13 protein-coding genes are annotated in these 12,115 nt (G+C 44.5%); 7 read left to right on the top strand and 6 right to left on the bottom strand.

From position 1 onward, the window contains the following. Positions 1 to 363: 363 nt before the first annotated feature. On the bottom strand, positions 364 to 552 hold the full coding sequence (locus QUA80_RS31885) for a hypothetical protein (RefSeq protein WP_333428933.1): 189 nt from the start codon (positions 550 to 552) through the stop codon (positions 364 to 366). 169 nt (positions 553 to 721) lie between these two features. Further along, entirely contained in the window at positions 722 to 931 is a 210-nt protein-coding gene (locus tag QUA80_RS31880; RefSeq protein ID WP_333428932.1) for a secretion protein HlyD, read from the bottom strand. A 333-nt stretch (positions 932 to 1,264) separates the two neighbouring features. On the opposite strand from QUA80_RS31880, the gene QUA80_RS31875 reads away from it, so the two are divergent. From QUA80_RS31875 to QUA80_RS31845, 7 genes are all read left to right on the top strand, one after another. Beyond that, on the top strand, positions 1,265 to 2,380 hold the full coding sequence (locus QUA80_RS31875) for an HlyD family efflux transporter periplasmic adaptor subunit (protein ID WP_333428931.1): 1,116 nt from the start codon (positions 1,265 to 1,267) through the stop codon (positions 2,378 to 2,380). A 239-nt stretch (positions 2,381 to 2,619) separates the two neighbouring features. After that, entirely contained in the window at positions 2,620 to 2,829 is a 210-nt protein-coding gene (locus tag QUA80_RS31870; protein ID WP_333428930.1) for a ribbon-helix-helix domain-containing protein, read from the top strand. A gap of 187 nt (positions 2,830 to 3,016) precedes the next feature. After that, on the top strand, positions 3,017 to 3,430 hold the full coding sequence (locus tag QUA80_RS31865) for a hypothetical protein (protein WP_333428929.1): 414 nt from the start codon (positions 3,017 to 3,019) through the stop codon (positions 3,428 to 3,430). A 453-nt stretch (positions 3,431 to 3,883) separates the two neighbouring features. Next, positions 3,884 to 4,894, top strand: a complete 1,011-nt coding sequence (trpS, locus tag QUA80_RS31860) for a tryptophan--tRNA ligase (protein WP_333428928.1) — start codon at positions 3,884 to 3,886, stop codon at positions 4,892 to 4,894. 124 nt (positions 4,895 to 5,018) lie between these two features. Then, positions 5,019 to 5,909, top strand: coding sequence for a methylenetetrahydrofolate reductase (locus tag QUA80_RS31855; protein ID WP_333428927.1), 891 nt, complete (start codon positions 5,019 to 5,021; stop codon positions 5,907 to 5,909). A 104-nt stretch (positions 5,910 to 6,013) separates the two neighbouring features. Continuing rightward, the gene (locus tag QUA80_RS31850) at positions 6,014 to 6,613 is read left to right on the top strand and encodes a Uma2 family endonuclease (RefSeq protein WP_333428926.1); all 600 of its coding nucleotides are present in this window, start codon (positions 6,014 to 6,016) and stop codon (positions 6,611 to 6,613) included. 63 nt (positions 6,614 to 6,676) lie between these two features. Then, positions 6,677 to 8,332 carry a mucoidy inhibitor MuiA family protein gene (locus QUA80_RS31845; protein ID WP_333428925.1) on the top strand — a complete coding sequence of 552 codons (1,656 nt, stop codon included), beginning with the start codon at positions 6,677 to 6,679 and terminating at the stop codon, positions 8,330 to 8,332. Between the two features lie 91 nt (positions 8,333 to 8,423). Here QUA80_RS31845 and QUA80_RS31840 read toward each other — a convergent pair whose 3' ends face one another. The 4 genes from QUA80_RS31840 to QUA80_RS31825 form a co-directional block, all read right to left on the bottom strand. Next, the gene (locus QUA80_RS31840; protein ID WP_333237723.1) at positions 8,424 to 8,915 is read right to left on the bottom strand and encodes a YajQ family cyclic di-GMP-binding protein; all 492 of its coding nucleotides are present in this window, start codon (positions 8,913 to 8,915) and stop codon (positions 8,424 to 8,426) included. Positions 8,916 to 9,038: 123 nt separating this feature from the next. Beyond that, on the bottom strand, positions 9,039 to 9,455 hold the full coding sequence (locus tag QUA80_RS31835; RefSeq protein ID WP_333428934.1) for an MAPEG family protein: 417 nt from the start codon (positions 9,453 to 9,455) through the stop codon (positions 9,039 to 9,041). A 15-nt stretch (positions 9,456 to 9,470) separates the two neighbouring features. Continuing rightward, a complete protein-coding gene (locus QUA80_RS31830; protein ID WP_039887610.1) occupies positions 9,471 to 9,974 on the bottom strand; it encodes a hypothetical protein in 504 nt (167 codons plus the stop codon). 301 nt (positions 9,975 to 10,275) lie between these two features. Further along, the gene (locus QUA80_RS31825; RefSeq protein ID WP_333428924.1) at positions 10,276 to 11,373 is read right to left on the bottom strand and encodes a phosphotransacetylase family protein; all 1,098 of its coding nucleotides are present in this window, start codon (positions 11,371 to 11,373) and stop codon (positions 10,276 to 10,278) included. Between the last annotated feature and the right edge of the window lie 742 nt (positions 11,374 to 12,115).

The following is a 12,115-nucleotide window of genomic DNA, read 5'->3' as shown; positions in this document are numbered from 1 at the left end:
GGTTTTTGGCTGGCATTTTTGTAGAGATTGACTAAACTTAATTTTTATTATACCCTATTTAAAGGTACAACAGCTTACCGGATGTGATATCAATAGCTGTTCTCGGTTTATAGATTAGTGCCGGTCGAGATTAATTCGCTTTCAGCTTATTAGTTAGGTAGACTAATAAATCTAAAAAATATCAGGATTTGAAAGATGCTTTAAAACTTGCAAACCCTAATTCAGTAAAATTTCAGCAGACCCCGAAAGTTCAGAAATTTATGCTGTATGACTGACGCAATCGATATAACAAAGCACCCATAAACTTATGGGTGCTTTATTAATTCACATCAATAAATCGAGCTGAATTGACATCACTAAACTTTAGTAGTAGGCGTAGCGGACTACTCTTCTGTATGAACCGTCGCAATTCCGGCGGTACACGACCCAACTGCGCCGCTGAGTACGGTAACAGTTGTCGCTATAATTGGCATAATAGTGACCGCCGTTGACGCTAGCTGATTCTTCAGATGTAAGTTCAGCAAACAGTGAATTGTCCTTTGTTTCTTTCATGATTTGACTCCGTTTAACTTAATAAAATTGAAGAGAAACTAGAAATCTTATCGAATTTCTAGAGCTTCGTGTAAATACTGACTAATACTTCTGGTAGGGCTGTGATGCTTCCGGAATACTACGGATAAATTTTGAAAATTTACTCGATCGCACAACCTGACTCAGCTATCTAAACCACTAGGGTTTTGTAAGGGCGATGGCTGTTCGGATCGTACAGATAAAGCTGGTTCGGCTGCGGCAGGAAAAACAGCATATTCAGGTCATCGCTGCTTCTGTTACCGCCGCTGCTGTTACCGCTGGTAATGCTGCCACCGCTGACAGTAGTAGATTCTCGATCGGTGAGTTCGATGAAGAGTGAACCTTGTTGATTTTCTGACATAAATAACTCCTCTTAATACCTATGTACTTACTTACTACCTACGCATACAGGAAAACCCGGTAACAGTGCCAAAACTCGTGGCAGAAACGCCGTATTTTCATCACAGTCTCCCTCTGGCTTCACTCCTCTTGATATTTGGCGAAGTTTGTGGGTGGGAACGGCAAAGCTGTGCGGATTTTTACCTTTACCCTGTGAATTTTGATTTAGACTTCTAAATCTATTCTTTGTTTCCGGAAAGGTGAGAGTAAAAGTGACAAAACAAATCAGCTATCTCTCCCTCTCCCCCAACTCAAAACTCCAAACTCCAAACTATTCCCCTCTCCCCCAGCCGCCATGTCTCTCACTCCCGAAACCACACCCGCTGAAACCTTTGATAACGACCAGTTTTTGCCCCCTGTCAGCCGCTGGACGACTTTGGGGGGCATTTTGATGGTGGCGACCTTTGGCGGGGCGATCGCCCTTGCTAGCGTCACCAAATACAGCGCTACAGTCAAAGCAGACGCGATCGTCCGTCCGGCCGGAGAAGTGCGCGTCGTGCAAGCAGCAACCGAAGGAACCGTCGAAAGCATTGCTGTCAGCGAGAATCAGACAGTAAAAGAAGGAGATGCGATCGCAGTTGTAGACGCTTCGCGTTTGGGCGCTCAAAAAAAACAGTTGGAAGAAATAATTAATCAGTCTCAAACAGCAGCACAGCAAATCAACCAGCAACTGCGCGACTTAGAAAATCAAATTTTGGCCAGCGCCCAATTTAAAACCATCCAAAGTGAAAGTTCCGCCCAACAGGAATTAATCGAATCAGCTTTAGTAAAATTCGCCACCTCGCTACCGGATGTCGCCGAAAGACTGGGCAGAAGTCGGCGGGTTTTGCTAGTCAAGCAATCGTCCATTCAACAACAATTAATTCAAGCTAAAAAACAACTAAATCAAATTGACTTAAAACTCGAAAATAGCGTGATCCGCACGCCTGCAGATGGTACAATTCTCAGATTGGAAGTACGAAATACTGGTCAAACCGTACAAGCCGGCAGCGCGATCGCCCAAATCGTCCCCAGCGACGTACCCCTGGTAGTCAAAGCCAAGGTGGCATCCCAAGATATCGCCCGCATCCAAATCGGCCAACCAGTACAGATCAGGATTTCGGCTTTGCCTTTCCCCGATTACGGCACATTAAAAGGAACTGTCAGCGAAATCGCCCCAGATGCGATCGCGCCTCAAAATCCCGCTAATAATTTAGGTACAGCTTATTACGAAGTAGCCATTAAGCCAGAACAAACTTATTTAACAAAACTCAAATCCGCCAACGGCCAATTCTTTGGAAACTCCCAGGCTAATGTCCCCCGCCAGTATTCGATTCAATCGGGAATGGAGGGCAGGGCCGATATTATTACCGGCGAAGAAACTGTTCTGACATTTGTTTTGCGGAAAGCAAGGTTGCTGACAGATTGGTAATGAGTCAACAGTCATTGGGCATTAGCCTGTATAGTGCGTCAGTCTTGAGGTTAGTCTGAAAAATTTGGATTTTACCGACTGACGCACCTTACTTTATATTTGTTCTTTGTTTGACATTTGGCGATCGTAGGTATACTGTAGATTGTAGTAGATGCCACTGTCAACTATCTTAATCCACAAAGCCAAAAGTTAATCTAACGTCCTAAGCTGGTAACTAACCACTAACCAACTCGCAACCAATGGGGAAGTACAGGCGACCTAGAATTAATTTCGTTTTGGATGAGGATATTAGAGACGACTTAACGGTATGGGCTAAGGAGGAAGGACGCACTATGAGCAATCTTGTAGAGCGAATTGTGACAGCCGCAGTTCAAGGAAAGCGGAACAGTAACCCAAACCAAAACCCGCTCATCGAGCAAGATAGAGCCGGAAAAGGAGGCACTAGCTAATAGATAAACAGGTGTCTAGTATTTAAAACAGTGACAAATTTACCAGAACAAGAACCGTCATAACTAGAAAACCAGCACGGCGCAACTGACCCAAATAAGTGCTGGGATATGGGGCGCAAGTACAGATGGAGGTTGAAGCGTATCGAACGTACAAGCGATCGCACTCTCAAGGTTAATTGCGTGTTTTATGGCGAACAAACCTCTTTTGAAGACAGTCGTTTTGGAGATACCGACGATGAATGAAACTTGGATAGTTTTTAAAACAGAATCACTCTCAGCGCATGGCTGGGAAGAACGTCAGCTACTACCGATCGGTGGTTTGACTGACATTTTAGCAACAGAGTGGGATTTTTCGGGGAAATTGCCTCAAATTGGCGATCGCGTGCGAGAATATGAAAACCTCGAAGATCCGGGCAACGGAATTACCCACGGTCGAGATAGTAATTGGATTGTTAAAAGCATCCACAACTTCTCATCTAGCGACACAAACCTGGGCATCGTGGTATGTTATTGCGCTTATGAACCCGTTGAGTCTAAATGGGTGGAATTAAAACAAGGAAAACCCGTAAATGAGATTTTGCAACCCGCTGAAATTGGGTAAAAATCTCAACCTTTCTAATTAATCATCTTAAGTCCGCGAAGGCGGACTTTGTTTGATAATAAGGGGTTTAAATCGCGCCAGTCAATCGATTGCGCGATTTTAGATTTTAGATTTTAGATTGACTGGCGCGAGATAAATGCTCTTTCTTGAGGATTTTCGATTTGCGATTTTGGATTGATTCCACGGATAAATCGGGTGGCTTGTACCACTTTTGAAATTCTCGGTCATCAAGGCGGTAACTGCAATTGCCCATCTCAAATCTCCCACCTCAAATTTCCAATCTGTATACCAGTATTCCAAGTAAAAAGAGCCGTTATTTGGCAGGATCGTCCCTGCGCCGAAGCGATAGATATTCCCGAATTACCCGAATTTTTTGTAAATTTTAACGAAGAGGCTCTGAAATTGAAATAACGTGTCAATATAGAAATGTGAGTTCAATTCTATTCTTTCCTCATGGGCAAACAGCGCGTTCTTTCAGGAGTTCAGCCAACCGGCAATCTTCACCTCGGCAATTATCTCGGTGCCATTCGCAACTGGGTAGAAGGTCAAAGTCAGTACGAAAATTATTTCTGCGTAGTCGATTTGCACGCAATTACCGCACCGCACAATCCAGCAACTCTAGCCTCCGACACTTACACGATCGCCGCACTGTATTTAGCTTGCGGCATCGATTTAGAATATTCTACTATTTTCGTGCAATCCCACGTCTCGGCGCACACAGAACTAGCATGGCTGCTCAACTGCATTACGCCGATTAACTGGCTCGAAGATATGATTCAGTTTAAAGAAAAAGCAGTTAAACAAGGCGAAAATGTCAACGCCGGTTTGCTAAATTATCCCGTGTTAATGGCAGCAGACATTTTGCTTTACGATGCCGACAAAGTGCCAGTGGGAGAAGACCAAAAACAGCATTTGGAACTCACCCGCGATATTGTGATCAGATTAAATCACCAATTCGGCACACCCGAAAAGCCAGTCTTGAAACTTCCCGAACCCTTAATTCGGACTGACGGTGCGAGGGTGATGAGTTTGACAGATGGCACGCGCAAAATGTCGAAATCTGACCCTTCCGAACAAAGTCGAATTAATTTATTGGATTCGCCAGATACGATCGCCAAAAAAATCAAGCGCTGCAAAACAGATGCCGTGCGGGGTTTGACTTTTGACGACCCCGATCGCCCCGAAGCTAGAAATTTGCTGACACTTTATCTCCTGCTTTCGGGCAAATCTAAGGAAGAAGTAGCAGCGGAGTGTGAAAATATGGGTTGGGGAGAATTTAAACCCTTGCTGACAGAGACTACAGTTAATGCGCTGAAACCAATTCAGGATAAATACAAGGAAATAATGGACGATCGGGGATATTTAGAGTCTGTACTGCGTCGCGGAAGAGAACAAGCAGAAGCTATTGCCAATCAAACTCTAACTAAGGTTAAGACAGCTTTCGGTTATTCTTTACCTGTTTAGTTGTTAGTTGTGAGTTGTTATTGGTTACTGGTTAAGAATAACAACTGCCAACTGCCCGCTAACAACTCCCAACTGTCAACTGTAAACTGTAAAATAACAAATAACCAATAACAGACAAATAATCATGAACCGTTTTCGCACAGCCTGCACCACCCCCGGAGAATTTATAATTACCGCCGAAGTTGCCCCGCCAAAAGGTGGCGATATGACTCACACTATTCAAATGGCCCAACGCCTAAAAAATAGAGTGCACGCCATTAATATCACCGACGGGAGTCGCGCAGTGTTGCGAATGTGCCCCCTAGCAGTTTCGGCGATTTTAGTGCAGCACGGAATTGAGCCAATTTGTCAAGTTGCTTGTCGCGATCGCAATCAAATTGGCCTGCAAGCCGATCTCATGGGAGCCCACGCTTTAGGCATTAAGAATATCTTGGCACTTACAGGCGATCCCGTCAAAGCGGGCGACCATCCTAAAGCAAAAAGTGTATTCGATTTGGAATCAGTTCGGCTGTTGCAAGTCATTCAAAAAATGAACGGCGGCCAAGACTGGAATGACAAACCTTTAACAGACGGAGTTACCGATTTATTTGTCGGTGCTGCCGTCGATCCGCAATGCCCCAGTTGGTCTGGTTTGCAAAGTCGATTTGAGAAAAAATTAGAGGCTGGAGCGCAATTTTTTCAAAGTCAATTAATTACAGACTTTGAACTTTTAGATAAGTTTATGCACAATATTGCTGCTGGCTGCAACAAACCAATTTTAGCAGGAATCTTTCTGTTTAAATCAGCTAAAAATGCTGAATTTATTAAAAAATACGTGCCGGGAGTTCACATTCCGCAAGAGACGATCGACCGTCTGGCTAAAGCTCCAGAACCACTGCAGGAAGGCATAAAAATTGCTGCTGAACAAGTCAAGCTAGCGCGGCAGATTTGTCAAGGAGTTCACATGATGGCCGTCAAACGAGAAGATTTAATTCCTCAAATTTTGGATTTGGCAGGAATCGAGCCGCTGAGCTAAAATTAACCGTAGGGGCGGGTTTTACCAATTATCAATTCCTCAAACTAATTATCTGGTAAACCCGCCCATCCCGCGCTACCCTTTTGAACATCAACAGGACAGTCATGGTTCAAACTATAGACAATCCAACAACTTCTCCGGCAGCCGAACAGCGTTTCACTTGGCGCGGTTTGACATGGCATCAATTCAAGGCAATTCAAGCTGGCTTTGAAGACGTACCGAATGTACGCTTATTTTATTGTGATGGAGTTTTAGAAATTGTGGGTACTGGAAGGTTGCATGAAGCGATTAGGTGTTTGATGGGCTTGCTAATGGGACAGTATTTTTTGCTCAGAAGAATTGTATTTTTTCCCAGCGGTACTTACAGTCAGATTGTCGAAGAGCAAGTCGAGTATCAGGCAGATTTGTCTTATTGTTTCGGAACTATTAAAGATGTTCCAGATTTATGTATTGAAATTGTTATCACTAGCGGTAGTCCGATTAAACTTCAGAAATACCGACTGATGGGAGTCCCGGAAGTCTGGTTTTGGGAAGATGGCACTTTAGAGCTTTACCATCTGCGAGAGGAAGGTTACGATCGCATTACTAGCAGCGAACTCCTGCCTGAGTTAGACTTGTCTTTGCTTAAACGCTGCATTTTGTTTGCTTCGCCTTTGGATGCGCTTGAAGAGTTTTCTAGAGGAATGGGCGATCGGGAAAATTGATCGATAAACTACTTTGAACAATGCTCGATCGACTAAACGGTTATTAAATAGGAGCAACTGGCAATGACTGACTCAGAAATCCTTAATTCTGATACCATCAAAACACTAGATAGTAGCATATCACAAGTTACTGTCTATACCGATCGCGCTTTGGTGACGCGGCGCGGTACAGTCGCTTTGACGGGAAACGAACGAGAATTGGCGATCGCCTCTCTCCCCGCAACAATCGACACAGAGTCTGTCAGGGCTACCGGTGCGGGTACAGTTGCAGTGCGATTGCTGGGAGTGCGAACCGAAACAGTGTTTAGCAGCGAACCAGTGGGCGATCGCACTGCCGAATTAACCCAACAAATCCAAGAATTAGAAACTCAAAAACGGGCAATTAATGACAAAATAACCGCCCGAAAAATTCAGCTTAAATTTGTGGAAGGTTTGAGCGAAAAAAGCGTCGGTTTCTTTTCCAGTAGCATCGCAAAACAGCAAGTAGGTTTAAACGAAACTGGTAAATTGCTCAACTTTTTAGGAACCAATTACCTAAAATATGTAAGCGCGATCGCTCAATACGAAAGACAGCAGCGCGAATTAGACAAGCAAATAGAAGCTTTGCGCCAGCAGTTGTGGCAAGTACAAACTCCCCATTCCCAGCAAACTTTTAACATCATTGTCGCCGTAGAACCCAGCGGCAGCGGCAATTTTGAACTAGAAGTTTCCTATGTAGTCATGCGAGCCCGTTGGACTCCCCTTTACGACTTGCGAGTCAACACTACCAACAACCAAATTAATCTCAATTACCTAGCCGAAGTCAATCAAAATACAGGCGAAGATTGGACTGGAGTAGCGCTGACTTTATCTACAGCAAAACCCGGAATGGGAACTTTGCCCCCAAAACTCGAACCCTGGTTTATCGATACTTTACACTCTACAGCCAGATACCGAAATACCGAGTCAATACCGCGCTCTAGTCAAATTTTATCAGATTCTGATGGAGATATAGTAGACGTATTTGAAGGGGGGATGCGCTTTGGCTCTGCAGGCAGTACAATCGACACAGCATCCCAACCCACAGAAGCTGAAACAGTCACAGCCCAAGTATCCAGAGAAGGCGGCACCGTCTCATTTCAAGTAGGGGGAAATACCAAGATTCCCAGCGACGGTACACCGCACAAAGTGACGATTTTTAGCGAAAATTATCCGTTTAAACCAGAATATATAGCCGTCCCGCGATTAGTCAGTTTTGCCTATTTGCAAGCAGTTGTTGTAAATCCGCTGACAGGTGCAACTCTGCTGCCCGGTAAAGCAAATATCTTTCGGGACAACACTTTTGTTGGTACCGTAAAATTGGATAATGTTTCGCCTGGTGAAGAATTTAAACTGAATTTAGGAATAGATGAAGGGCTAAAAATAGAGCGGGAATTAGTAGAAAGACAAGTAGATAAAAAACTTATCGGTCAGCAGCGGCGCACGAGTTACGCTTATCGCTTAAATGTGACAAACTTGCAGCAGGTGCAGGTACACCTGACACTAAAAGAGCAATTGCCAGTCAGCCGCAATGAGCAAATCAAAGTGCGATCGACTCTCACTAATCCGAAGATAGTAGCAGGTGAAATGGGAGTGCTAGAATGGATAATGTCTCTGCAGCCGCAAGCAAAGCAAGAATTATATTACCAGTTTGTTGTCGAACATCCTCCCGAGTTAACAGTCACGGGTTTAGATATTTAATATTAAGTCGATAAAAACTTGTTTGTTGTCAGGACTTTAGTCCTTATTCGTCACCGCGTATGAGGACTGAAGTCCCGAGAAACTATCAAATCTAGCGGTAATTTGTAAACTGCAAAGCCACGGGATAGTCTTCTTGCTTCAAGCGTTGAATCACCAACTGCAAATCATCCTTATCCTTAGCAGAAACCCGCACGGCATCGCCTTGAATCGAACCTTGAATCTTTTTGAATTCATCGCGGATTAACTTAGTAATCTGTTTCGCGATTTCTTGAGTGAGCCCTTTTTTAAGTTTAATTTCTTGACGCACGCGACTGCCGCTAGCCGGTTCAACTTTGCCGTAATCAAAAATTTTCAAAGATAAATTCCGCTTGGCGGCTTTAGTTTGCAAAACAGTGTGAATTGCATCGAGAGTAAATTCGCTGTCCGTATTGACAGTAATTGATTCTGCACCCAATTCCACGGTAGTTTTGGTATCTTTCAAATCGTACCGACTTTGAATTTCCCGCACAGTTTGGTCAACAGCGTTAACTAATTCTTGCCGGTCGAACTCGCTGACAACATCAAATGAATAACTAGCAGCCATAAATTAGTAATTGGTAATGGGTAATTGGTAGCTGGTAATGGGTAATTGGTAGTTGGTAATTAGTCATTAATTAAGTATCTCTTAACTAATGACTAATGACTAATGACCAGTGACTAATAATAATTAGCCATTAACAGCCATTAAACTGAAATAGAATAAAGTAGCTGTGCAAGAAGAACTAATCGCAAACATCAGCGATCGCCCCAGCGGCACATTCAGAATATAGAAAACCGAAAACAAGAACCGGGCGATCGTAAAAGCAATCGCAGCCCAGCCCGCCGCCTCTAAATCTACCCCCGTCACAAAAGCCATCAAAGCCGCCGCTGAAAACAGCATAAACGTCTCAAACGAATTTTGATGAGCCCAAGTTGCCCGCTGAGCGTAAGCAGGCAACCTATCAAACATAGCGCGGGGGGCTGCTTGGTCGTAGCCTAGCTGCAAGCGGGCGAACGCAACCACCAAAAACGGTGCGTAAACCAGCGCAGCAGCAGCAGCAATACAATCAAGCAGAATAACCGACACAGGCAATCCCAACAGCATCATCCGCCTCGCAGTTCAATCAAAATAGAACAGAGTAACCACCTTGCGCTGTTCCTCCGCATCCTGGCAAGTTTTCAGTAAAGTGTGGCTTTCGTGAAAAGCAAAACAGATCAGTTGCTGGCAGCGAGAAATAATCTCCTGATTGCACATGGCGCTTGCTTCAGGGAGAGACAAACTGTCATTTTTGGGATTTTCTACCAAATGTATCACTTGTTCGAGCTGGTCGCGAGACTCCCGGGGCTGGCGGCTCATGCTTTGCGGCAAAATCACCGTCAGCAGATTAGGATCTGCTCGCATTGCCCCCCGAATTGCGGCTGAATTGGTGCCTGTAGCGCCAGAAGTGATGAGCTGATTGCCTCCCAGAACTATGGCGTAGCTCAGCATCTCAATTAGCTGCTGGTGGGTAATAGGAACGTGGCGAGAACCCAAAAGAGCAATCCGCTTGGAGCTGGTTTGCTGGATCGCCGCAAGTTCTTGTAAAAAATCATCTACTCTGGGTAGCTCAATTGATTGACTCAAAGAATTTATTAAATTAAATAAAACTACGTTGTGGATTTTAGCAGACTCACTAGCAATTGCTACCAAAAAGAAGTTAAGAATTGCTGATTTACGATATCTCACTAAAGGATGAGGAGATGGGAGGAAGCCAGAAGGCAGAATGTCTGAAAGCATTCGGCAGCCGGAGCTGAAGGTCTAATTCAAAAAAAATTGAGAATTTAAGAATTGTGGCTTTTTATTTATTTAAACAAAAATTTTTCTCTGCCGAATACCTTCTTTCTTCAGCTCCGGCTGCCGAATACCTTCAGATCCGGCTGCCTTGTTAATCGACTCGATCGCCCCAGCCCAACGATGCCATCATGCCCTCAAGGTCAAAGTGTTCTGCCATTAGCTGAGTAACGCATTCCACCTTGATTTGTTCGTGCAGGCGCACGTTGCCAAAGGTGCTGTCGATAATTTCCACCGTGGCTAAGGTATCCAAATCCACTGACAAAACTGGAATTTCCATTTCTTCTGCCCTGCCGATCACTAGGGGAGAAGGAGGCAAGTGGCCTGTCAGAATTAAGCACTGAGTCGAGCTCTCCAGAGCCGCTAGCTGAATGTCCGTGCGATCGCCCCCCGTCACCACCGCCATATTTCTCGCTTTGCGGAAATACTTCAAAGCAGAACTAACATTCATCGCGCCAATTGTCAAAGTTTCCACCATCAAGTCCAAACGGTCTCGACGGCAGAGCACGTCTGCTTTCAATTGGTGCACCAATTCTTTGACGCTGACACTGCGCAGCAAAGCGCTTCTCGGCAGCATTCCCAAAACAGGAATACCCGCAGCCTCCAGAAAAGGCCGCACAGTCGCCGTTACTGATTCGAGTTTGTCCGAGGGAACGTCGTTGAGCACGACGCCGAGCAACCGCGAACCCAAACGCCGCTTAGCCGACAGCAAATCATCTACATACAGATCGATCGGGCGCGCTACCAGCAGCACAGAGGCATCAACTGCCTCAGCCAGTTGAGGCAAAGACAAATCGAACAGACTGCCTTCCTCCAAATTAGCGGGGCCTTCTAACAGCACCAAGTCTCCCCTGGGATCTTGCAAATATCCCGCTAGACAGGAGCGGTAATCTGTCTTGTCTTCTCCCCGCAAACGCTTGTTAACTGTCTCTTCGTCCAAATACACAAGTGTGGACGGCATCTGGATTGCTGAGAGCTTCAGCGTCTCTACCGCGAACCGCACGTCTTCCTCCCCGGCCCCAACTCCCTCGGAGCTAAAACAAGTTCCCAGAGGTTTGCCGTAGGCGATGTCCACTCCTTTGGCTCGGAGTCCGAGTGCCATCCCTAGGGCGATCGCGGACTTGCCACTATAAGCTTTGGTGGAACCGATCAGCAAATATTTAGTCAATTTGGGTACGCCTTCACTCCTCAATTTGCACCTGTCTATTTCAATAAATTTAGTTGATTCAACAGTATTTCTGCAGTGCGATTCAATTTCGCAATACAATTATACTCGATTTTGTCGCTTTTGCCCATATCGATTTTTTGATTGCAGCTTTTATTCACCTGATTGCAACCTTTTTTTTTGCATTTTCTCGTACATTTAATTTTTTATCAAAAAAGTGTTTTATAGTTATTTTGATCGATTTTATTGAAAAAAATATAGAAATTTATTCCTTTGTTCGGTGTTATGTAATATTTTTTCTCACTGCTCTTGCAGAAATTAGACATTGCTATCGCTCCATCTTAGATAACAACAGGGAATCAAAGCAAAATTTTATCCCTGCCAAATGCTTCGCGGAGTTTGCGAGATTTTTATAACACAAAATACAGTTTTTTATATAAAAAATCACGAGCTGTGTCCCAAGCAGTTTAGCAGATAATTGAAAAAAGATAGGTATTATTAATTATTAATTATAAGTGCGATCGCCCGCGTAAAAGCTGATATCTTGCACTGCCAGCAATAAGCTTAAGACTTACGCACGATTGTTGAGAAACCGAGTTGTTTTATGAAAAGACGGATTGTAGACCGTAGATTCGGTAAAAAACCCGGTTTCGCACGGGCTTCGATGCGTCCAGGACTGAAGCTGTCTAACAGCTTACTTTTCACGGCATCTCTGAAAGGTAGAGTAGGAGGTCATTCTAGGCAAAAGGGGTAGATGGTGATATCATCT

It is taken from the genome of Microcoleus sp. F4-D5 (genome assembly GCF_036704885.1).
GTDB lineage: Bacteria > Cyanobacteriota > Cyanobacteriia > Cyanobacteriales > Microcoleaceae > Microcoleus.
This window is presented reverse-complemented; position numbering and strand designations above follow the sequence as displayed.